The 20,845-nt window shown below is 75.3% G+C and carries 19 protein-coding genes, 1 pseudogene and 1 riboswitch; of the genes and pseudogenes, 9 read left to right on the forward strand and 11 right to left on the reverse strand.

Annotated elements, in window-relative coordinates; genetic code table 11:
• The first annotated feature begins 288 nt into the window (after nucleotides 1–288).
• From GQS09_RS08600 to GQS09_RS08620, 5 genes and pseudogenes are all read left to right on the forward strand, one after another.
• Nucleotides 289–1,803 (forward strand): TldD/PmbA family protein, encoded by a 1,515-nt coding sequence (locus GQS09_RS08600; protein WP_313896056.1) that lies wholly within the window; start codon nucleotides 289–291, stop codon nucleotides 1,801–1,803.
• Between the two features lie 137 nt (nucleotides 1,804–1,940).
• Nucleotides 1,941–3,278, forward strand: coding sequence for a metallopeptidase TldD-related protein (locus GQS09_RS08605; protein ID WP_165985428.1), 1,338 nt, complete (start codon nucleotides 1,941–1,943; stop codon nucleotides 3,276–3,278).
• 233 nt (nucleotides 3,279–3,511) lie between these two features.
• The gene (tyrS, locus tag GQS09_RS08610; protein ID WP_165985410.1) at nucleotides 3,512–4,933 is read left to right on the forward strand and encodes a tyrosine--tRNA ligase; all 1,422 of its coding nucleotides are present in this window, start codon (nucleotides 3,512–3,514) and stop codon (nucleotides 4,931–4,933) included.
• A gap of 44 nt (nucleotides 4,934–4,977) precedes the next feature.
• Nucleotides 4,978–5,373, forward strand: a pseudogene (locus GQS09_RS29240) (DUF3099 domain-containing protein); the annotation flags it as partial.
• A gap of 336 nt (nucleotides 5,374–5,709) precedes the next feature.
• Complete coding sequence (locus GQS09_RS08620; RefSeq protein WP_313896054.1) at nucleotides 5,710–5,976, forward strand: hypothetical protein; 267 nt, start codon at nucleotides 5,710–5,712, stop codon at nucleotides 5,974–5,976.
• A gap of 31 nt (nucleotides 5,977–6,007) precedes the next feature.
• On the opposite strand, the gene moaA is transcribed toward GQS09_RS08620, so the two are convergent.
• Nucleotides 6,008–6,997, reverse strand: a complete 990-nt coding sequence (gene moaA / locus GQS09_RS08625) for a GTP 3',8-cyclase MoaA (protein WP_165985412.1) — start codon at nucleotides 6,995–6,997, stop codon at nucleotides 6,008–6,010.
• Nucleotides 6,998–7,163: 166 nt separating this feature from the next.
• Here moaA and GQS09_RS08630 point away from each other — a divergent pair, with 166 nt between their 5' ends.
• On the forward strand, nucleotides 7,164–8,285 hold the full coding sequence (locus GQS09_RS08630; RefSeq protein ID WP_165985413.1) for a DEDDh family exonuclease: 1,122 nt from the start codon (nucleotides 7,164–7,166) through the stop codon (nucleotides 8,283–8,285).
• Nucleotides 8,286–8,322: 37 nt separating this feature from the next.
• Nucleotides 8,323–9,222, forward strand: a complete 900-nt coding sequence (locus GQS09_RS08635; RefSeq protein ID WP_165985414.1) for an SURF1 family protein — start codon at nucleotides 8,323–8,325, stop codon at nucleotides 9,220–9,222.
• Between the two features lie 42 nt (nucleotides 9,223–9,264).
• On the opposite strand, the gene amaP is transcribed toward GQS09_RS08635, so the two are convergent.
• The 5 genes from amaP to GQS09_RS08660 all read right to left on the reverse strand — a co-directional run bounded on the left by amaP (nucleotide 9,265) and on the right by GQS09_RS08660 (nucleotide 11,813).
• Nucleotides 9,265–9,855, reverse strand: coding sequence for an alkaline shock response membrane anchor protein AmaP (amaP, locus tag GQS09_RS08640; protein WP_165985415.1), 591 nt, complete (start codon nucleotides 9,853–9,855; stop codon nucleotides 9,265–9,267).
• A gap of 101 nt (nucleotides 9,856–9,956) precedes the next feature.
• Entirely contained in the window at nucleotides 9,957–10,616 is a 660-nt protein-coding gene (locus tag GQS09_RS08645) for a DUF6286 domain-containing protein (protein WP_165985416.1), read from the reverse strand.
• Nucleotides 10,613–11,074: a hypothetical protein gene (locus GQS09_RS08650; protein ID WP_165985430.1), complete on the reverse strand. Its 462-nt coding sequence runs from the start codon at nucleotides 11,072–11,074 to the stop codon at nucleotides 10,613–10,615. Before GQS09_RS08650 ends, GQS09_RS08645 begins: the two co-directional genes overlap by 4 nt.
• Before the next feature lie 28 nt (nucleotides 11,075–11,102).
• Complete coding sequence (locus GQS09_RS08655) at nucleotides 11,103–11,303, reverse strand: hypothetical protein (RefSeq protein WP_165985417.1); 201 nt, start codon at nucleotides 11,301–11,303, stop codon at nucleotides 11,103–11,105.
• A gap of 27 nt (nucleotides 11,304–11,330) precedes the next feature.
• Nucleotides 11,331–11,813: an Asp23/Gls24 family envelope stress response protein gene (locus GQS09_RS08660; protein ID WP_399552451.1), complete on the reverse strand. Its 483-nt coding sequence runs from the start codon at nucleotides 11,811–11,813 to the stop codon at nucleotides 11,331–11,333.
• A 220-nt stretch (nucleotides 11,814–12,033) separates the two neighbouring features.
• Between GQS09_RS08660 and GQS09_RS08665 the strand changes: the two genes are divergently transcribed.
• The gene (locus tag GQS09_RS08665; protein ID WP_165985419.1) at nucleotides 12,034–12,855 is read left to right on the forward strand and encodes a hypothetical protein; all 822 of its coding nucleotides are present in this window, start codon (nucleotides 12,034–12,036) and stop codon (nucleotides 12,853–12,855) included.
• Nucleotides 12,856–13,094: 239 nt separating this feature from the next.
• Here the strand turns inward: GQS09_RS08665 and GQS09_RS08670 are convergent, their stop codons facing one another.
• The 5 genes from GQS09_RS08670 to GQS09_RS08690 form a co-directional block, all read right to left on the reverse strand.
• Nucleotides 13,095–13,874: an enoyl-CoA hydratase/isomerase family protein gene (locus GQS09_RS08670; protein ID WP_165985420.1), complete on the reverse strand. Its 780-nt coding sequence runs from the start codon at nucleotides 13,872–13,874 to the stop codon at nucleotides 13,095–13,097.
• A gap of 141 nt (nucleotides 13,875–14,015) precedes the next feature.
• Nucleotides 14,016–14,255 (reverse strand): helix-turn-helix domain-containing protein, encoded by a 240-nt coding sequence (locus GQS09_RS08675; RefSeq protein WP_313896055.1) that lies wholly within the window; start codon nucleotides 14,253–14,255, stop codon nucleotides 14,016–14,018.
• A gap of 411 nt (nucleotides 14,256–14,666) precedes the next feature.
• Nucleotides 14,667–16,265 carry an ABC-F family ATP-binding cassette domain-containing protein gene (locus GQS09_RS08680; protein WP_165985422.1) on the reverse strand — a complete coding sequence of 533 codons (1,599 nt, stop codon included), beginning with the start codon at nucleotides 16,263–16,265 and terminating at the stop codon, nucleotides 14,667–14,669.
• A gap of 155 nt (nucleotides 16,266–16,420) precedes the next feature.
• Nucleotides 16,421–17,953, reverse strand: a complete 1,533-nt coding sequence (locus tag GQS09_RS08685; protein ID WP_399552453.1) for a hypothetical protein — start codon at nucleotides 17,951–17,953, stop codon at nucleotides 16,421–16,423.
• Nucleotides 17,954–18,195: 242 nt separating this feature from the next.
• Complete coding sequence (locus GQS09_RS08690) at nucleotides 18,196–19,338, reverse strand: alpha/beta hydrolase (RefSeq protein WP_165985423.1); 1,143 nt, start codon at nucleotides 19,336–19,338, stop codon at nucleotides 18,196–18,198.
• Nucleotides 19,339–19,541: 203 nt separating this feature from the next.
• Nucleotides 19,542–19,668: riboswitch (cobalamin riboswitch) on the forward strand.
• Nucleotides 19,669–19,829: 161 nt separating this feature from the next.
• On the opposite strand from GQS09_RS08690, the gene GQS09_RS08695 reads away from it, so the two are divergent.
• Nucleotides 19,830–20,762, forward strand: coding sequence for a cobalamin biosynthesis protein (locus tag GQS09_RS08695; protein ID WP_399552452.1), 933 nt, complete (start codon nucleotides 19,830–19,832; stop codon nucleotides 20,760–20,762).
• The last annotated feature ends 83 nt before the right edge of the window (nucleotides 20,763–20,845 follow it).

A 20,845-nucleotide genomic window follows, 5' to 3' on the forward strand; every position in this document is an offset into this window, starting at 1 on the left:
GGCGGGCGGGCACGGTGTTCCGCCGGTGCCGGCACCAAGTCGCGTGAATATGACGGGCGCAGCTCACCCCGGTCTTGGCCGCGGCGCGACGTGCCCGACCAGCGGCGTTGCGTTAATGCCTGGGAAGCCCGGGGCGCGGACGGCATGATCGGTGGGGCGACCGCGCGGACGGCCGCACCCGCCGCCCGCGGCATACGGGAACAAGGAGACACCTTGCCTTCAACGCCTTCAACGCCTTCAACGCCGCCCTCGGCACGCACATCCCCCACCCCGGCCCCACGGCACACCATCGACGAAACGTTCCTGGCGCTACCGCTGCGCCCGCTGGCGGACGCCGCCCTGGCCCGGGCCGCGGCGCTGGGCGCCGAACACGCCGACTTCCGCTTCGAGCGCATCCGCAGCGGCAACTGGCGGCTGCGCGACGCCCGGCCGGAGGGCAGCGCCGACACCACCGAGACCGGGTATGCGGTGCGGGTGGTGCACGGCGGTGCCTGGGGCTTCGCCTCCGGCGTGGAGACGACCCCGGATGCCGCGGCCCGCACGGCCGAGCGGGCGGTGGCCATGGCCGGGCTGTCCGCCGAGGTGATCGCCGCGGCAGGCGGCGGCGAGCGGGTGGAGCTGGCCCCGGAACCCGGCCACGGCGACCGGACCTGGGTCTCGTCCTACCTGGTCAACCCCTTCGAGGTGCCGGAGGCCGAGCGGATGGCGCTGCTCGCCGACTACAGCGGCCGGCTGCTGTCGGGGGAGGGCGTCAGCCATGTCGACACCACGCTGTGGGCGGTGCAGGAGAACAAGTTCTACGCGGACACGGCCGGCACCGTGACCACCCAGCAGCGGGTGCGGGTGGCGCCGGAACTGACCGCCGTCGCGGTCGATCCGGACAGCGGCCGGTTCGACACCATGCGCACCCTGGCGCCCCCGGCCGGGCGCGGCTGGGAGTACCTCACCGGCACCGGCTGGGACTGGGACGACGAGCTGGCCCGGATTCCCGGGCTGCTGGCCGGGAAGATGGCCGCGCCCTCGGTCGAGCCCGGCCGCTACGACCTGGTGGTGGACCCGTCCAATCTCTGGCTGACCATCCACGAGTCCGTCGGCCACGCCACCGAGCTGGACCGGGCGCTGGGCTACGAGGCGGCCTTCGCCGGCACCTCCTTCGCCACCTTCGACAAGCTCGGCACGCTGCGCTACGGGTCGCCGGTGATGCAGGTGACCGGCGACCGGACGGCGGAGCACGGGCTGGCCACCATCGGCTGGGACGACGAGGGGGTGCAGGCGCAGTCCTGGGACCTGGTGCGGGACGGGATCCTGGTCGGCTACCAGACGGACCGGCGGATGGCCCGGCTGAAGGACCTCGGGCGCTCCAACGGCTGCGCCTTCGCCGACTCGCCCGCGCACGTCCCGGTGCAGCGGATGGCGAACGTCTCGCTGCGGCCGGCACCGGGCGGACCGTCCACCGAGGAGCTGATCTCCGGAGTCGAACGCGGCATTTACGTGGTCGGTGACAATTCGTGGTCCATCGATCAGCAGAGGTACAACTTCCAGTTCACCGGGCAGCGCTTCTACCTGATCGAGCACGGCAGGCTGGCCGGCCAGCTCCGGGACGTGGCCTACCAGGCCACCACCACCGACTTCTGGAACGCCATGGAGGCCGTGGGCGGGGAGCAGACCTACGTGCTGGGCGGTTCCTTCCTGTGCGGCAAGGCGCAGCCCGGCCAGACGGCGGCGGTCTCGCACGGCTGCCCCTCGGCACTGTTCCGGGACATCAGCATTCTCAACACCGAGCAGGAAGCGGCCCGCGCGTGACCAGTGAACAGAACTCCCCCCTGACCGGTACCCCCTCCGCCGCGGCGGCCGGGACCGCGGGCCCCCTCGGCACGGCCGCGGCGCGCCAACCGCACGAGATCGCCGAGCGGGCCCTGGAACTGTCCCGGGCCGACGGCATGGTGGTCATCGCCGAGGAGCACACCACCGCCCATCTGCGCTGGGCGGGCAACGCCCTGACCACCAATGGCACCACCGAGGGCCGCTCGCTCACCGTGATCGCGATGGCGGACGGGGCCGAGGGCACCGCCTCCGGCGTGGTGTCCCGGTCCGCGGTGACCGCAGACGAGCTGGAACCGCTGGTGCGGGCGGCGGAGGAGGCGGCCCGCGGCTCCCGTCCGGCCGAGGACGCCCGGCCGCTGGTCGGCGGCCCGGCCCCGGACCCCGGCTTCACCGAGCCGCCGGCCCGCACCTCGCCGGAGGTCTTCGGGGCCTTCGCCCCCGCGCTGGGCGAGGCCTTCGCCCGCGCCCGGGCCGAGGACCTGCTGCTCTACGGCTTCGCCAGCCATGACCTGGTCACCACCTACCTGGCCTCCTCCGCCGGGCTGCGGCTGCGCCACGACCAGCCGTCCGGCAGCCTCCAGCTCAACGCCAAGAGCGCCGACGGCCGCCGCTCGGCCTGGGCCGGGGTGCCCACCGCCGACTTCACCGACATCGACATGCCGGCCCTCCAGGACCGGCTCGTCCGGGAGCTGGGCTGGGCACGGCGGCAGATCGAACTGCCCGCCGGCAGGTACGAAACGCTGCTGCCGCCGACCTCCGTGGCCGACCTGCTGATCTACCTGTACTGGACCTCGGACGCCCGGAGGGCCGCGGACGGCCGCACGGTGTTCTCCGCACCGGGGGGCGGCACCCGGGTCGGCGAGCGGCTGTCGGAGCTGCCGCACACCCTGTACAGCGACCCCGGGGCGCCGGGGCTGGAGTGCGCGCCGTTCGCCGTGGTGCACTCCTCCGCCGATCCGTGGATTCCGGCCGTGTCGGTCTTCGACAACGGGCTGCCCCGCTCCCGGACGGAGTGGATCAGCCGGGGCGTGCTGAACCGGCTGCCCACCACCCGGCACACCGCCGAGGTGACCGGGCTGCCGGTGGCGCCGCTCACCGACAACCTGGTGCTGGACGCGGGCGGCACCCGGTCGCTGGAGGAGATGGTGGCGGACACCGGGCGCGGGCTGCTGCTCACCTCGACGTGGTACATCCGCGAGGTCGACCCCAGGAATCTGCTGCTCACCGGCCTCACCAGGGACGGGGTGTTCCTGGTGGAGAACGGGGAGATCACCGGCGCGGTGAACAACTTCCGGTTCAACGAGTCGCCGGTGGGCATGCTGGGCCGGGCGAGCGAGGCGGGCCGCACCGAGCGGTGCTACTCGCGCGAGTGGGGCGACTACTTCCCGCGCACCGCCATGCCCCCGCTGCGCGTTCCCGAATTCCACATGAGCTCCGTCGCCCCCGGCGTCTGAGCGGCCCGGCGGCGGCCCGGCGCGCCGTCCGGCGGGCCCCGGCGGGTGCCGGGGCCCGCCGGGGACCGCCGGACGGGCCCGGGTCATAGAATCGGGGCTGATCCACGGAGTCCTCCGGTGCCCGGCCCCGCACGCCCCGGCACGATCCGGCACCTCCCGGCACCTCCGCGTGCCGGACACCGGCGCACCGTCCCGTTGCACCCAGCCGTCCCTACGACCGTCAGGACCAGAACGTGACACGCCTCGGCGAATCCGTGCGGCGCGCGAGCGCGCTGCTGGCGCAGGACCTCTCCTCCGACACCGTCGTCCGGCAGCTGCTGGAGGAGACCCGGGCCCGGCGCTATCTGGACCTGACCGATCTCCCCCCGCGCCGGCAGGCCGAACTGATCGCCTCCCGGGCGGTGGAGATCCTGCCGTCGGTGGACCGGCTGGCCGAGGAGATCGAGAAGGCGCGGGCCGCCGGGCGCGGGCTGCACGTCAAGCTGGGCATCGACCCGACGGCCGCGGACGTCCACCTCGGGCACACCGTGCCTATGATCGTGCTCAGCCGGTTCCAGCGGATGGGACACGAGGTCACGCTGATCATCGGCGACATCACCGCGAAGATCGGCGACCCCTCGGGCCGCTCCTCGGAACGTCCGCCGCTCACGGACGAGGACATTGCCCGCAACCTGGCCGGCTACCGGGACCAGGTGCGGCCGTTCTTCAACTTCGACCGGGTACGGGTGCGGCACAACAGCGAATGGCTGGCCGGCATCACCCTGCCCCGGCTGATCGGCATCCTGGCCCAGGTGCCGGCCTCCGCGCTGCTCCAGCGCGAGGACTTCCGCACCCGGCTGGAGGCCGGGCACGGCCTGACCATGTCGGAGCTGATCTACCCGGTGGCGATGGCCATCGACTCCGCCGAGATCGAGGCCGACATCGAGCTGGGCGGCGTGGACCAGCTGCTGAACATGCAGATGGGCCGCCGGGTGATGGAGATCTACGGCCAGCAGCCGCAGATGATCTGCACCATGCCGCTGATCGAGGGCACCGACGGCTCGGGCGCCAAGATGTCCAAGTCCAAGGGCAACTACGTCGGGCTGACCGCGGCCCCGGACGACGTCTTCGGCAAGATCATGTCCATCCCGGACCGGCTGATGGAGCCCTATCTGCGGGCATGGACGGAGTGGTCGGACGAGGAGGTGGCCGCCGCGCTGGGCCGGGTGGCGGACGGCTCGCTGCACCCGATGGACCTGAAGAAGACGCTGGCCGGTGAGGTGGTGGCGGCCATCCACGGGGTGGACGCGGCCATGGCGGCCCGGGAGGGCTTCACCGCGCAGTTCTCCCGCCGCTCCTTCACCGAGGTCCGGAGCCTGCCGGAGGTGGACCTGGCCGAGCACGGCCGGGAGACCGCGGTCACCGTGCTGACCAAGATCCTCGACTTCGCGCCCAGCGCCTCGGCCGCCCGGCGGCTGGCCAAGCAGAACGGGCTGCGGCTGGTTCTGGAGGCCGCCGGGGGCGAGCAGCAGGCGGCCGTACTGCCGGAGGCGGATGCGCTGCGGCCGCTGGGCGAGGTGGTGGCCGAGCGGCTGTCCGGGGCGGGCGGCACTCCCCCGGCCGGGGTCTATCTGAAGGCGGGGCGGAAGCTGGCCCGGCTGCTGGCCGGCGAGTGAGCCGCGGCGGACGGCAGTAGGCTGGGCGGCGGGTGGTGAGTGACATGCGCTGGCGGCGCGGCCGCCGCGGCGGACAGAGCGGTGAGGTCTATCGGATCACCGGCGCCCCGGTCAGTCTGAGCGACGACGTGCGCGGGCGTCAGCGGCGCTATGTCGTCTCCATGCTGATCCGCACCGTGGCGGTGGTGCTGACCCTGGTGCTGTGGAACGTCAGCCGGCCGCTGGCCGTGGTGGCGCTGGTGCTGGGCGCGGTGCTGCCCTATGTGGCGGTGGTGATGGCCAATGCCGGGCGGGAGAACGCCTCGTCCCTGCCGGGGACGGCGGTGGAGAACCGCCCGGACAGCCGGCCGGCCCTGCCGCCGGGCGCCGGCCCGGGCCCCGCGCCCGGCCGCGCGGGCGGCACCGGGCACACGGATCTGACGGACCGGCGGGAGGAGCCGGGCGGCACGGCACCCGGTACGGCGGGTGACGGCCCCGGTCACGGCCCGGCCGGGGACGGTGGCACGGAGCGGGGCGCGTGGCGTCCACCGAGCGCCCCGGGAGCCGAGGGCGATTCCAACTCCCCTGATTCTTAGGGGAGTTGACGGACCGCCGGGTCTCAAGCTCAAGAAAAGCTCAACAGATCTGACCATTCCGCTGCACCAAGCGGCGCGTCGCGTGTCATACTGCAAGAGCGCTCCGTATCCCCCGTCGGAGCGACGGACCGACGCCGGGCGGCTCCCCCCGTGGCTGCCCGGCGTCGCTGTGTCCGGCACCGGGGTGATGGAATGGCAGGCGTGAACGCACCCGCGAACAAGGCGGACGACGCCCAGGTGATCTGCTCGGCCCGCGGCTGCCGGGCGGACGCGCTCTGGGTGCTGGCCTGGAACAACCCGAAGCTGCACACCCCCGAGCGGCGCAAGACCTGGGTCGCCTGCGAGGAGCACCGCGAGCATCTCTCCCAGTTCCTGGGCATGCGCGGCTTCCTCAAGGACGTGGTGCCGCTGGACGAGTGGCGCGCCGCGCACCCCGGGGAGGAGGAGCAGCAGCGGCGGACGCCGTGACCCCGCCCCCGGGCCGGGGCGCCCCCGCCGCTCAGCCGCCGATGGCGGACATCGGGCGGTCGGGCTGCTCGAAGGAGGGGTCGTCCAGCCCGTGCCCGGCCTTCTTGCCCCACATGGCCCTGCGCCAGATCCCGGCGATGGCGCCGTCCGGCCGGCCGGAACGCAGAGCGCCGCGCAGATCCGTCTCCTGCCGGGCGAACAGGCAGGTGCGGACCTGGCCGTCGGCGGTCAGCCGGGTACGGTCGCAGGCCCGGCAGAACGGCCTGGTCACCGAGGCGATGATGCCGACCCGGTAGGGGCCGCCGTCCACCAGCCAGCGCTCCGCGGGCGCCGACCCCCGCTCCTCCTCCCGCTCCGGGGTGAGGGTGTGGCGGCTGCGCAGCGAGGCCAGGATGTCCCCGGCGGTGATCATGCCCTCCCGCTGCCAGCCGTGCTGCGCATCCAGCGGCATCTGCTCGATGAAGCGGAGCTCGTAGCCCTCCTCCATGGCCCAGTCGAGCAGGGCGGGGGCCTCGCCGTCGTTCAGCCCGGGCATCAGCACGGAGTTCACCTTGACCGGGGTCAGCCCGGCGGCACGGGCCGCGGCCAGGCCGCGCAGCACGTCTCCGTGCCGGCGGCGGCGGGTCATCCGGTGGAAGACCTCGGGATCGGTGGTGTCCAGCGAGACGTTGACCCGGTCCAGGCCGGCCTCGCGCAGGGCGCCGGCCACCCGCTCCAGGCCGATGCCGTTGGTGGTCAGGGACAGACGGGGGCGCGGCTCCAGCGCGGCACAGGCCGCGACGATGCCGACCAGGCCGGGGCGCAGCAGCGGCTCGCCCCCGGTGAAGCGCACCTCGGTGATCCCGAGCCCGGTCACGGCGATCCGGACCAGCCGGACGATCTCCTCGTCGGTCAGCAGATCCGGCTTGGCGAGCCACTGCAGGCCCTCCTCGGGCATGCAGTAGGTGCAGCGCAGATTGCACCGGTCGGTCAGCGAGACCCGCAGGTCCGTGGCGACCCGGCCGAAGCTGTCCAGCAGCATGCTCTTCTCTCCTCCGCCGTGCCATGCCGGATTTATCGCAGGGTACGCGAGGGCTCCGACATTCGACAGCGCGTGGCAGCCGGGTGCCCATCCGCCCCGGTGGCCACGGCGATTGGCCGGACTCGGGTGCGAGCACTGTCGGTGGCGGCCCGTATTCTCAGGGACCATGCTCGATGACCACCAGCCGGCCGGTCCGGTGCCCGCCGCGTCCCCGCCCGCGGCGTCCCCGGTGTCCCCGTCCGCCGTCGCCCTGCCGTCCGCGGTGCCCGCCGTGCCCGGGCAGCAGGACGCGCGGCCGGCCGCGGGAGGCTGGCCCAGCGGATATCCGAGCGGTTATGCGGTGGTCGACGTGGAGACCACCGGCCTGCGGCGGGACGACCGTATCGTCTCGGCCGCGGTGTACCGGCTGGACGCCCGCGGCCGGGTGGAGGACCACTGGTACACGCTGGTCAATCCGCAGCGCGATCCCGGCCCGAGCTGGCTGCACGGGCTGACCTCCGAGATGCTGGCCGGCGCGCCGCTGTTCACGGAGATCGCCGAGGAGTTCGGGGAGCGGCTGGCCGGGCGGGTCCTGGTGGCGCACAACGCCGTCTTCGACTGGACGATGATCGCCCGGGAGTACGCGCGGTCCCGGCGCCGGGCGCCGGTACGGCAGCGGCTGTGCACCATCGCGCTGGCCAAGGAGCTGTCCCTGCCGCTGGCCAACTACAAGCTGGAGACCCTGGCCGCCTACTACGGGGTGGTGCAGCGCCGGGCGCACCACGCGCTGGACGACGCCCGGGTGCTGGCCGAGGCGTTCCGGCCGGCCCTGGTGCGGGCGGCCCGCGGCGGGGTGCGGCTGCCGCTGCTGGCCTGCCTGCCGATCACGGAGTGGTCCGACACGCCCGGGCCGCAGGGCAGCTGGCGCCCGAGCTGGCGGCGCAGCAAGCGCCGTGATCCGTGCCCGTATCCGAATCCGGGGCGGTATGTGCCCGGCGGGCCGCTGGTGCGGGGCATGCGGGTGGCGTTCTCCGGGGACACCTCGGTGGACCGCGAACTGCTGGAGGACCAGGCCTACGAGTCCGGGCTGCACATCGCGCAGAGCGTGTCCCGGCGGACCAGCCTGCTGGTGACCAACGACCCGGAGGCGGCCACCAGCAAGGTGCGCAACGCCCGGGAGTACGGCATCCCGGTGCTGGACGAGGCGGCCTTCACCCAGCTGCTGCGGGAGGTGGCGCCGCCGGAGGCCATGCCGGGCCGGCCGGGCCTCCAGGCCCCGCAGGAGGCGCCCCGTGGGCGGGGGTGCTGAGCCGGAGGGCCGCCGCCATTGGGTACCGTCGGGGGCTGTGTACCGTTTCCTGCTCTCCCGGCAGTGGGTGCTGCTCACCCTCGTCGCGCTGCTGCTGATCCCGCTGATGGTGCTGGCGGGCTTCTGGCAGATGGGCCGGCACGAGCAGCGGGTGGCGCGCAACGACCTGATCGCCGCCAATCTGTCCGCCGAACCGGTGGAGATGGCCGAGCTGACCGCCCCCGGCCGGGGGCCGGACGCCGCCGACCGCTACCGGCCCGTGACCGTGACCGGCCGCTACGACCGGGACCACGAGGTGGTGGTGCGCCACCGCAAGGGACCGGGTGCGGGCGGCAGCGGCGGCATCGGCTACTTCGTGGTCACCCCGCTGCTGCAGGCCGACGGCACCGCGGTGCTGGTCAACCGCGGCTGGGTGCCGGCCGGGGACGACCCCGCGCGGCTGCCCGAGGTGCCCGCGCCGCCGGCGGGCGAGGTGACGGTCACCGGCCGGCTGATGGCCGACGAGACCACCGGCAGCCGCGGGGTGCAGGAGCGGTCCGGGCTGCCGGAGGGCATGGTGATGCTGATCTCCAGCCACCAGCGGGCGGCGGAGATGGGCGTCCCGGTGCTGGGCGGCCATCTGGAGCTCACCGCCACCGATCCCGCGCCGCCGGAGGACGTCCCGCAGCCCGCGCTGCTGGACGCACCCGACCACAGCGGCATCGGCGCGCACTTCGCCTACGCCCTGCAGTGGTGGTTCTTCGCCGCCATGGTCCCGGTCGGCTGGTTCCTGCTGGCCCGCCGGGAGGCCGCGGAGCGCGCTCCGGGCCGGAGGGACGCCTCCTCCGGCTCCCCCGGCGGCCCGCCGTCCGGACCGTCCGGACCGGCAGCCGGGGACGGGTCCGGGGACGGAACCCGCGCCGGGCAGCAGCCGCGGCCTGCCGGGACCACGGCCTGAGCAGCCCGCCCCGGCGGCGCGCCGGGGCACCGGGGAGGGGCGTCAGGAGACCCGTTCGGGGGCGTGGCGGGAGGCGCGCACCCGGACCTCCACCGGAAGGGTCTTCAGGCCCGTCGAGGCCCGGGCATGGGCCACGACCTCGGCGCGCAGCCGCCGCACCGCCTCGCCCGGTTCGCCCTGCGGGCCGAGCAGCAGACCGATCCGCAGCCGGGGCTGGCTGCGGCGCCCCACCAGGGTGACGCCCGCCCGGTCGACACCGGGAAGCGCCTCCGCCTCGGCCGCCACCACATCCTCCAGCGCGCGCCCGCCGAGATGCGCTCCCCCGCCGTCCCCGGTCTCCACCCACAGCTCGTGCAGCCGGTCGCGGCGCATCTGGGCCAGCACCCACCACAGGGCGAGCAGCACCAGCAGCACCAGGCCGCCGATCACCACCGGCCACCACCAGCCGTCGTCCCGCCACTGGACCCGGTCGGCCCGGGTGAGCAGCACGTCGTCGGGGCCGCTCCACGGCCACAGGTCCGCCAGCCCCAGCCGCCGGGGCAGGTCCAGGGCCCCGGCCAGCACGGCTGCGCCCGCGGCCATCAGCAGCAGCCCGGTGAGCGCCAGCAGCACCCGGTTGACGACTCGCAGCATGCTCCACCTCTCGTGCGCCCGCACCGCCCGGTGCGGGACCGGCGCGGCGGCCCCTCCGGCAGGGCCGGCGGGCCGGGCCGGGTCGGGTCGGGTCGGGTCGGTCAGCGTTTCGGGGGACGGCGGACATGGACCGCCAGCGCGGGCGGATGGGCCAGGCCCATCCGGTCGAGACTGTCGCCGAGCACCGCCTCCAGATCGGAGCGGACGTCGGCCAGATCCCGGAAGTGGGCCTGGGCCTCCGCCCGCACCCGGCGACGGCCGACCGCCACCCGGACCGACTGCACACCGGACACCTCCAGCGCGCGGTCGCGCAGCGCAACGGCGGCGGCATGGCGCTCTATGGCGGCCCGCAGCAGCCCGGCCTCGCCGCGCATCGGCATCAGATTGCGCAGCCCCGGGGTGACGGCCAGCAGCACCAGCCACAGCCCGGCCAGCACCGCGGCACAGGCGGCGGCCACCACCCAGGGGTCGTCCAGGGTGCGGGTGGCCAGTTCGTCGGCGAGCCCGGTGCGCCAGGCGGTGGCGGGCCGGTCGGCACGCACCGAGGCGATGTCGTAGAGCAGCAGCCCCACGGAACCCAGCAGGATCAGGGCGAGCAGGACGGCGGGCACCCGGCGCACCGACCAGAACCGGCTCGGTGCGGTGGCGGGCGAGCTCCCGGCCGGCGGCTCCGGCGGGGGCTGCGGCACCGGCGGCGGTGCCGTGTCCGCCCCGCCGCTGCCGGCCGTACCGGTTCCGGAAACGGTCTGCGCCCCGCTCATGTGACCCTCCGCTCCGCGGCGCCGCGCAGCATGTGCTCGGAGTGCAGCCGCTCCACGTCCACCGCCACGTCGGTCACCTCCATGCCCGCGAGTTCGCCCAGCCGCCGGGTGATGCGGCGGCGGACGGCCCGGCACTGGGCGCCGATGTCGGAGGGGTAGCGCAGTTCCACGGACACCCGGACGTGGGCCATGCCGCCGCTGCCGTCCGCGCCGGGGTGGCGCCGTACCGAGGCGGTGGCGTGCGGCATGGCCGGGGCGCCGGGCAGGGCCTCGCGGGCGGCGCGGGCCGCCAGCTTGGCGATCACCTGATCGGCGACGCGGGTGGCGCCGCGCTCGGCGGGCGGCACCTCGTTCAGGCCCAGGGTGCCGGGCCGGTGGTCCGGTGCCTCCGGATTCCCCGTGCTCTCCGGCGCACCGGACGCACCGGACGCATCCGCGGGCCCGGCAGGGGGTTCCATGGCCACGGCGCGGGAGCCGTGCGGTGCGTCAGTGGCGTCGCTCATCGTCCCGGCCGCGTTCCCCTGTCCGGAAGAACTCCCCGAGTTCCAGATCGCCTTCGGCGAACCGCCCGGCGACGAAGCCGACTGCGCCGAGTGCGGCAACCAGCAGAAAGGCACCGAAGCCACCGAAATAGCCGGCGAATCCGAGTGCCATTCCGGCGATCATGCCGGTCACGGCCAAGCTCATGATGCGCTCCTTCACCGGGCGTCCGGACTATTGCAGCCGGGGCCGCTCTTCTTCGTCTTCCTCTTCCTCGTCGTCGGGGAGTTTCACATCGCTCACCGCGATATTGACCTCGACGACCTGAAGTCCCGTCATCCGCTCCACGGCGGAGATGACGTTCTCCCGTACGGTACGGGACACTTCGGCGATCGAGACGCCGTACTCGACCACGATCTCCAGGTCCAGTGCGGTCTGGACCTCGCCCACCTCGGCCTTGACACCGCGCATGGCGGCGGACCGGCCGCCGCCGGGGACCCGGTCGCGGACCGCGCCGAAGGTGCGGGCCAGACCGCCGCCCATGGCGTGCACGCCCACCACGTCCCGGGCGGCGAGGCCGGCGATCTTCCCGACCACGCCGTCGGCGATGGTGGTGCGCCCGCGGCTGCCCGGATCGCCGGTGCCGCGCCGGGTGCCCAGGGTCTTGGCGGCGGGGGCGGAGTTCTCCGGTGCCGCCTCGGTGCTGCTCTCGGTCACTGTGCCAGCCTCCCTGTCCGGGACTCTACGCTTGGTCCGCGGCGAACCGGCCACGCCGTTCGCCCGTCCTGGTGCCACAGTACGCATATGTGGCGCATGGGACCCGCTTTCACCTCCGTTCGGGTGGAGCGGACGGCGGTGCCCGCGCCGCATACGCAATGCTGTACCCACACCCGGCCGTTCTGCACGGGATACGGGCCGGGTGGAGAAGGTGATCCGGATGAACGAGGTGGAGACGGGCGACCCGGCGGACGGCGGGCTGCGCGCCGCGGTGCGGGCGCAGCTCGGGCTGGGCAGGCTGCTGCCGCTGGGCGGCCCGGAGGACGGGGCATGGCTGGCCGAGCGGGCCGCCGTGCGGGTGCTGGGCGAGGCCGCGCGGGAGCCGGCCGGGATCCGCGTGACCCGGCTGCGGATCGGCCCGGCGGGCGGCGAACCGGAGGAGGGGGAGGGGCCGGCGGTGGTCACGCCGCCGCCGAGTGCGCTGCCGCCGGGGCCGCTGCGGGTGGCGGCGGCGTTCGCCGCCTCGGCGGTGCGGCCGATTCCGTCCTCCGCGCAACTGCTGCGGGAGCTGCTGACCGAGACCGCCGGCCGGCGGCTGGGGCTGCGGGTGGTGGCCGTCGACCTGCACGTCACCGGGCTCATCACCGAGAGCGCGGGCGGGCGGCGGCCCGGCCCGGAGCCGCAGGCCGAGGCGGCGGAAGCCGAGCCGGGGGAAGCCGAGCCGGGGGAAGCCGGGGCAGGGAAAGCCGCGGCGGCGGAGACCGGGGCGGAGGAGGCGCGGGGCGAGGCCGCCGGGGACGCCGAGGCACGGGTGGCCGCCGCGGTCCGGGCCGTGCCCGGAGTGCTGGGGCTGACCACGGCGCTTGCCGTGCCGGGCCGGGCGGTACGGGTGCGGGACGGGGAGGCGCATCTCCAGGTCCGCCTCCGGGCGCCGGGACCGGAGGGTCCCCGGACCCTGGACGTCGCCCGCGCGGTCCGCGACGCGGCGGCGCGGGCCGCCGGGACGGACCGGGTGGCCGTGCTGATCACCGACCTCGTCTGAGTCCCCGGCCCCGCAGCGGCGCGCAGGCGGCCGTCCCGGCGGTGTCCGGGCCGGGCCGGCCGGGGCCGGGCACGGCACGGTGCTGCCCCCAGCGAACGCATCCGGCGCGGAGCGGCCCGGCGTGGGTGCCGGGCGAGTCGGTACCCGCCGGGGGCCTGCGGCGCCGCACGGCCCCGGCCGCCGCCACGGCGAAGCCGGAGCAGCGGTGCCTTGTCAGCGGTGCCGTGGCGGGTGCGGGGCTACTCGGCGAGGCCGGCGAGGTCGCGCAGCCGGCGGGCCTGGGCCGCGCGTTCGGCGGCACGCTGGGCGTCGTAGCCGCGCCCCGCGGCACCGCGCAGCAGCGCCTTGGTCTCGATCACCGCGTCACGCGGCGCGGCCAGCAGCGCCGCGGCCAGGTCCTCCAGCGTGCCCGGCAGTTCCTCCAGCGGCACCACCAGATTGGCCAGTCCGATGCGCTCCGCCTCGGCGGCCGTGACCGCCCGCCCGGTGGTGCACAGCTCCAGCGCGCGGGCGTACCCGACCAGCGACACCAGCGGGTGCGTGCCGCCCAGATCGGGCACCAGGCCGAGCGAGGTCTCGCGCATGGCGAAGCTCGCGTTCTCCGTACAGATCCGCAGGTCGCACGCGAGCGCAAGCTGGAATCCCGCGCCGATGGCGTGCCCCTGCACGCCGGCGATGGTGACCACGTCGTTCCGGCGCCACCAGGTGAACGCCTCCTGGTACTCCGCGATGGCCGCGTCCAGGTCCTCGTCCGTGCCGCGGGCCAGGGCCAGGAAGCCCGGCTCGCCGGGGATGCCCTCCGGGGTGAAGGCCCGCTTGTCCAGCCCGGCGGAGAAGGACGGGCCCTCGGCGCGCAGCACCACCACCCGGACGCTGCCGGGCAGCGCCGAGCCCGTCTCGGCCAGCGCCCGCCACATGGCCGGCGTCTGGGCGTTGTGCTTGGCGCCGTTGGTGAGCGTGACCGTGGCCACGGCTCCGTCGACGGTCACCCGCACACCGTCCTTGTCGAGCAGGCTCATCCGCACCTCCGGTCGGCTACTCCTCGGTAATACCGAGCAGAGTAACGACCCGGCAGGGCACGGCCCGCTCCGGGGCGGGATACCGCCGCCGGCGCCGCGCACGGCGGGGCGAACGGCGCCGGGCGGCGCCGCCGGCCCGGCTCAGGATGCCGTGGCCGAGGAGGAGGGGGCGGCCTTCTTGCCGCGCGTCGCTCCGCCGCGGCCCCGCAGGGCCACGTCGGCCTCGCTGAGCATCCGGTGCACAAACCCGTACGACCGGCCGGTTTCCTCGGCCAGGGCACGGATACTCGCGCCCGATTCGTATTTCCTCTTGAGGTCTTCCGCGAGCTTCTCGCGCGCGGCGCCGGTCACCCGGCTTCCCTTCTTCAGAGTCTCGGCCACCCGTGCCTCCTCGTGGGAAGTGCGCTCTGGAACTCTCATGATCACCCCTATCCGCGTTCCTGGCCACCCATTCGGCGAGGTCGGTGAAGCGGCGGGATTTCCGGCCGTCCGCAATCTCCGGGGAACAGCCCCGGCGGCCCGGAACCCGGGCCCCGGCAACTCCCCCGAATGGCTGCCAAAAGGGCTGGTCAGCGCGGCCCGGCGGAATAGCCGCCAAGGACAATCGGGACACCGCTCCCCGCGGGATACCCCGGATTCCGTCCGGCGCCCTCCCTGCCCGTGTACCAGGCATCCTCACTCAGATGACGGACCCGGGGTCGGCCGAATGATCGAGAGCATCTGATGCGGAGCGTCCGCCACCGGTACGGCCGGCGGACGCCCGCCGGCCTCGGGCCAGGACGCCCGCCGGCCTCAGGCGAGCGCGACCAGATCCGCGTACTCCGCGCTCCACAGGTCCTCGACGCCGTCCGGCAGCAGGATGATCCGCTCCGGCTGGAGCGCCTCCACGGCGCCCTCGTCGTGGGTCACCAGGACCACCGCGCCGGTGAAGGTGCGCAGCGCGCCGAGGATCTCCTCCCGGCTGGCCGGGTCCAGGTTGTTGGTGGGCTCGTCCAGCAGCAGCACATTGGCCGAGGAGACCACCAGGGTGGCCAGGGCCAGCCGGGTCTTCTCCCCGCCGGAGAGCACGCCCGCGGGCTTGTCCACGTCCTCCCCGGAGAACAGGAAGGAGCCGAGGATCTTGCGGACCTCCACCAGATCCAGATCGGGCGCCGCGGAGCGCATGTTCTCCAGCACGGTGCGGTCCGGGTCGAGGGTCTCGTGCTCCTGGGCGTAGTAGCCCAGCTTGAGGCCGTGGCCCGGGATCACCGCGCCGGTGTCCGGCTGCTCCAGGCCGGCCAGCAGCCGCAGCAGGGTGGTCTTGCCCGCGCCGTTCAGTCCCAGGATGACCACCCGCGAGCCGCGGTCGATGGCCAGCCCCACGTCGGTGAAGATCTCCAGCGAGCCGTAGGACTTGGACAGGCCCTCGGCGGTCAGCGGGGTCTTGCCGCAGGGCGCGGGCTCGGGGAAGCGCAGCCGGGCCACCTTGTCGGCGGCGCGCTCGGCCTCCAGGCCGGCCAGCAGCTTGTCGGCCCGGCGCGCCATGTTCTGCGCGGCGGTGGCCTTGGTGGCCTTGGCGCGCATCTTGTCGGCCTGGGAGTGCAGGGCGGCGGCCTTCTTCTCGGCGTTGGCCCGCTCGCGCCGCCGGCGGCGCTCGTCGGCCTCGCGCTGGGCCAGGTACTGCTTCCAGCCCATGTTGTAGACGTCGATCACGGACCGGTTGGCGTCCAGGTAGAAGACCTTGTTGACCACCGTCTCCACCAGGCCGATGTCGTGCGAGATGACGATCAGGCCGCCGCGGTAGGTCTTGAGGAAGTCGCGCAGCCAGATGACGGAGTCGGCGTCGAGGTGGTTGGTGGGCTCGTCCAGCAGCAGGATGTCGGCGTCGGAGAAGAGGATGCGGGCCAGCTCCACCCGGCGGCGCTGGCCGCCGGAGAGGGTGCGCAGCGGCTGGCCCAGCACCCGGTCCTCCAGGCCCAGGCTGGCGGCGATGGTGGCGGCCTCGGCCTCGGCGGCGTAGCCGCCCTTGGTGAGGAACTCGGTCTCCAGCCGCTCGTACTTCTTCATGGCCCGCTCCCGGGTGGCGCCCTTGCCGCCGGCCATGCGTTCCTCGTTCTCCCGCATCCGGCGCAGGACGACGTCCAGCTCCCGGGCGGAGAGGATGCGGTCACGGGCGAGCATGTCGAGATCGCCGGTGCGGGGGTCCTGGGGCAGATAGCCGACCTCGCCGCTGCGGCTGATGGTGCCGCCGGCCGGGACGCCCTCGCCGGCGAGGCACTTGGTGAGGGTGGTCTTGCCGGCGCCGTTGCGGCCGACCAGACCGATGCGGTCGCCGCGGGCGACCCGGAAGGTTGCGGATTCGAGCAGGACGCGGGCGCCGGCACGCAGCTCCACGGCGTTGGCGGTGATCACGGACAGTCTCCATGGGGGGCGTACGGACAAGGGGTGCGCGGTTGCCGGGGCGGGGCGTGGGCACGCATGCGGGCATGCCAGGAAGGCATGCGCGGGCCCGGCGCCGGCGGTACGCCCGCTAAGCCACGAGGAACGGAATGTCCATGCGGACCAGTCTAACCGCGCCGGGCAAACGGTTTTCCGGGCTCTCCGGGCGCCCCCGGGGGCGCCGCAGGCCCCCCGGACCGCCGGGGCGGGCGGCCGCCCGCCGCCGGCCGCGTCCCGGTCCCGCCGCCGGCGCTTCTGCCGCCGCCCTCTCCGGTGTGGAGCTGGAAGGCGGCGCGGCGGATCCGTTTGGCGGCGGCCGGGTCCGCGTGCGCCGACGCCAGGGCCAGCAGCACCTGGACGGTGCGCGGATGCCCGCAGGCGCGGACCTCCTGCAGCAGGGCGGGCAGGCTGGGCTGGACGGCCGACTCCAGGTGGTCGAGCAGCAGGCCGGCGGCGCCGTGCTCGTGCGCGGCCGAGGCGGTGTCCACCCACAGCCAGGTGGCCTCCTCGCGGGTCAGCACGTCCAGCGGGGTGTCGGTGGCGTCCCGGGCTCCGCCGCTGTCCAGGTCGGCCAGCCAGAGCAGGGCGTAGGGGCGCAGCAGGGGCTCGTCTGCGGCGGCCTGCACGGCGTCCCGGGCCGGGGCGCCGACCACCCGCAGCGCCTCGAAGGCCAGGCCGCGGATCAGGGCGTCCTCGCCGCGCGCGGCGTCCAGCAGTTCGGCGACGGCCGGGCCGGTGGGGCGGGCGGCGAGCCAGGCGCGGTACTCGGCGCGGGCCGGGCCGGGGGTGAGGGTGACGCAGCCGCGCAGCATGGCGACGGCGGACTGCTCGATGTTGCCGGCGGGGCTCTGCGCGGCCACGCAGATGTGCTCCAGTTTGGTCCAGACCACCCAGCTTCCCAGGGGGGTGAGGCGGGCGCGGGCGGGATGGTCGCCGCGGGCGTGCAGGGTGAGGGCGCCGACGTCGGCCAGCGCGTCCAGGGCCCAGCCGAGCAGGCGGGTCAGCTCGGCCTGCGAGGGCGGAGCGCCGTCCTCGCGGCCGTCCGGACGGCCGTCCTGGCCGCCGTCCTGGCGGCGTTCGGCGCGCAGCTCGGCGACGCGCTGGTGCAGCAGGTCGCACAGGCCGGCGGCGGTCACCGGTCCGGCCGAGAGCTGCATCACGGACAGCAGCTGGGGCAGGGCGGCGACCACCTCGGTGACGGCGATGGGGTCGGCGTCGTCGGGGGCGGGGCGGACCAGCGACCAGCCGTCGAAGAGCGCGACCCAGCCGCGCAGCACGGCCGTGTCGTCGCTGTCCCAGGCGCGCAGCCGCCAGCCGGCGCGCACCGAGCGGCCGTCGTCGTCCTGCTCGACCAGGCCCGCCAGCCGGGCCCGGCCGAAGTGGTCGCGGACCTGGGCGGGGGTCAGGCCGAGTTCCGCGGCCGCGGCGGCGGGGTCCGCACCGGGGTCGGTCCCGGTCCGTTCGGCCCAGCGGGCCAGGCGGACCGCGGGCTCCAGCAAGTGGCGTACCAGAAGGGCGAGTTCGCGCTGAGAGGGGGTGCCGTGCGGCGGCCGGGGCGGCCGCCGCCGGGCGGCTCGGGCACTCCGCTCGGGGGCTGGCTGTTCGGGGACGGAGGACGCCGCAGAGGAGACAACGTGCAGCCGGGGCTCGCGCGGTGGGATCGTCACGCCAGCAGTGTCACCAATGAGAGGTCGAAAGCCCAAACCCCGTGCCCCCACCCCCCATATCGCCTCCCGCGCAGCGCCGCGGGAGGCTCCGTGGTCATGCGCGGCAGCGACGCGCCTGCCGCCGGGCGCCCGTCCCGGCCCCGCCCCGGCGGCAGGACCCGGCGGCAGGACCGGCGGGCGGGGACCCGGTCCAGGGCCCGGTACAGGGGCTCAGTACAGGGGCCCGGTCCAGGGACTCAGTACAGGGGGGTGAGGAAGCGGCGGAGACGTTCCTCGTACGGCCCGGGGGCGGCGTTCCACATGGCGGCGTGCTGGGCGTCCGGGACCGTCTCCAGCACCACGCTCTCCGGGTGGCGGCGGGCCAGCTCGCGGGACGCCCGCCAGGGGGCGATGGTGTCCCCCGGCCCGTGGAAGACCAGCACCGGGGGCATCCGCCGGCCGGGCAGGTCCGCCTCGGCGGGCAAACCGACCCGGGACGCGTCCGGCATTCCCAGCCGGCCCCGCGCCGCGCCCGGCAGCAGTGGCCGCAGCGGCGCGGGCACCCGCCGCTCCGCGGCCAGCGCGCGCAGCGTGACCCGCCAGTCGAGCACCGGCGAGTCGAGCACCATCCCGGCGATCCGGTCCCGCACCCCCGACTGTGCCGCGGCGCGCAGCGCCATGGTGCCGCCCACCGACCAGCCGAGGAGCAGCACCCGGCGCGCGCCGTAGCGCACCGCGTAGCGGATCGCCGCGTCCACGTCCTGCCACTCGGTCGTGCCGAGCCGGCCGAGCCCGCCCGGGGGCGCCGGGGCGCCGGGGTCGCCCCGGTAGCTGGGGACCAGCAGCGGGAGCTTGTGCCGGCGCAGAAACGGCATCAGGTTCATGGCCTGCTCCCGGGTGGTGCCCAGCCCGTGCAGCAGGATCACCCACAGGTCGCGCTCGCCGGTGAGGTACCAGGCCGGCATCGGCCCCAGGCCGGTGTGGATGTCCACCTCGGCGGAGCTGATGCCGAGCGCGCGGAACGGCTCCCCGGCGTAGAGCTGCGGGGTGAGCCGCACCCGGGAGCCCGGCCGCAGTTCCCCCTCGCTGACCTGCTCCAGGTGGCGTACCACCGTGTCGGCGCCGCCGTCCGGCCCGAGTACCTCGCCGACGATCGCCCGGCAGCCCGGCCCGGCCAGGCCGTAGCGGCCGGGCCGCACCGACTGCACGGTGCGGCTGAGGGTGACCTCGCCGGGGGACGCGGCGTGCACCAGCAGTTCCGGGCCGCGGAACCCGGCCGGTTCCCGGGCCGGGCGCAGAGCGGTGCCGCTGGCGTAGCGGCCGGCCGCCACGGCGGCGGCTCCGGTTCCGAGCAACAGGGACGTGGCGGCGGTCACGGCCGCGGTGGTACGCCGACGCATGCCCTCCAGCATGACCGCGGCGGCGGGCGGCGGCGACCGGAGGCGGCCGGCGGGGTGAGCGGGCCGGCCGCCGTACGGGACTGCTGTGCGCGGTGGCGCGGGGGTGGCGTGTGGGACTGGGCACATTACGAGGCCGCAGGTCAAGGGGGAGTTGACGCCGTTACGGGGGCGTGGTGGACTCATGGATGCCAAACGGCGGCAGGAGAGGAAGCCGGTGCGAATCCGGCGCGGTCCCGCCACTGTCACCGGGGAGTGCACCCCCACCGCAACGCCACGGCCCGCAGGGGCTGGAAGGCCGGGGGAGGCATCGATCCGGGAGCCAGGAGACTCTCACCGCCGGTCACGTCGAGCCAGGGCGCGGACCCTGAGTGAGGACATTCCCATGACGGGCTATCGCCTGATCCTGTCACGCCCGGAACACCTGCCCCCGCCCGCCCGAGGGGTGACGGCGGGCTGACACCATGCCGACGCCGTCTCCCACCGCGTGCGGCATGGCCCTTGGTTTCTGCGCCGATCTGCTCACCGGCGACCCCCGCAGGGGGCATCCGGTGGCCGGATTCGGCCGGGCCGCCGCTGCCCTGGAACGCCTGCTGTGGCGCGACCGGCACAGTGCCGGCGCGCTGTACACCGCGCTGTGCGCGGGCCCGGCCGTGGCCGCGGGCGCGCTGCTCGAACGCCGCACCGCCGCCGCGCCGGTGCCGCGCACGCTGGCGACCGCCGCCGTCACCTGGACCGTGCTGGGCGGTACCAGCCTGGGCCGGCAGGCGCGGCGGATCGCCGCCGCGCTGGAGGCCGGGCGGCTCGGGCGCGCCCGGGAACTGCTGCCCGGCCTGTGCGGGCGCGATCCGCACTCCCTGGACGCCGACGGCATCGCCCGCGCGGTGGTGGAGTCGGTGGCCGAGAACACCTCCGACGCGGTGGTCGGCGCGCTGGTGTGGGGCGCCGCGGGCGGCATCGCCGGCCTGGCCGGCTTCCGGGCGGTCAACACCCTGGACGCGATGGTCGGTCACCGCTCCCCGCGGCACCGGCGGTTCGGCTGGGCAGCGGCCCGGCTGGACGACGCGGCCGGCTGGCCAGGAGCCCGGCTGACCGCCCTGCTCGCGGCGATGGCCGGCCCGGACGGGCGGGGGGCGGTGCGCGCCTGGCGGGCCGACGCCCACCGCCATCCGAGCCCCAACGCCGGGGTGGTGGAGGCGGCCTTCGCCGGCGCCCTGGGCGTGCGGCTGGGCGGCACCCTCTCCTACGGCGGGCGGGTCGAGCACCGCCCGGTGCTCAACCCGGGCGGCCGCCGGGTGACGGTCGCGGACATCGAACGCGCGGTCCGCCTCTCCGGCCGGGTCTGCCTGCTCGCCCTGCTGCTGGCCGCAGCCGGGCGGGCCGCGGCCGAGGCCGCCCGCGGCAACCCCCCGGGAGGACCGCGATGACGGCGGCCGCATCGCCGACGGCGGCGGCGACCGTGCCGGTGACCACGGCGCGCCGCTCACCGCTTCCCCGCCCGGGCACGCCC

It is taken from the genome of Streptomyces sp. YIM 98790, from assembly GCF_011421595.1.
In the GTDB taxonomy this organism is placed as follows: Bacteria; Actinomycetota; Actinomycetes; order Streptomycetales; family Streptomycetaceae; genus Streptomyces.

Bases quoted from the DNA above. Each gene is read 5' to 3' on its own strand.
- GQS09_RS08605 (WP_165985428.1), top strand. From the start codon at position 1,941: ATGGTGGTCATCGCCGAGGAGCACACCACCGCCCATCTGCGCTGGGCG.
- moaA (WP_165985412.1), bottom strand. From the start codon at position 6,997: ATGCTGCTGGACAGCTTCGGCCGGGTCGCCACGGACCTGCGGGTCTCG.
- GQS09_RS08630 (WP_165985413.1), top strand. From the start codon at position 7,164: ATGCTCGATGACCACCAGCCGGCCGGTCCGGTGCCCGCCGCGTCCCCG.
- amaP (WP_165985415.1), bottom strand. From the start codon at position 9,855: ATGCTGCGAGTCGTCAACCGGGTGCTGCTGGCGCTCACCGGGCTGCTG.
- GQS09_RS08645 (WP_165985416.1), bottom strand. From the start codon at position 10,616: ATGAGCGGGGCGCAGACCGTTTCCGGAACCGGTACGGCCGGCAGCGGC.
- GQS09_RS08650 (WP_165985430.1), bottom strand. From the start codon at position 11,074: ATGGAACCCCCTGCCGGGCCCGCGGATGCGTCCGGTGCGTCCGGTGCG.
- GQS09_RS08655 (WP_165985417.1), bottom strand. From the start codon at position 11,303: ATGAGCTTGGCCGTGACCGGCATGATCGCCGGAATGGCACTCGGATTC.
- GQS09_RS08665 (WP_165985419.1), top strand. From the start codon at position 12,034: ATGAACGAGGTGGAGACGGGCGACCCGGCGGACGGCGGGCTGCGCGCC.
- GQS09_RS08670 (WP_165985420.1), bottom strand. From the start codon at position 13,874: ATGAGCCTGCTCGACAAGGACGGTGTGCGGGTGACCGTCGACGGAGCC.
- GQS09_RS08690 (WP_165985423.1), bottom strand. From the start codon at position 19,338: ATGCGTCGGCGTACCACCGCGGCCGTGACCGCCGCCACGTCCCTGTTG.
- GQS09_RS08695 (WP_399552452.1), top strand. From the start codon at position 19,830: ATGGCCCTTGGTTTCTGCGCCGATCTGCTCACCGGCGACCCCCGCAGG.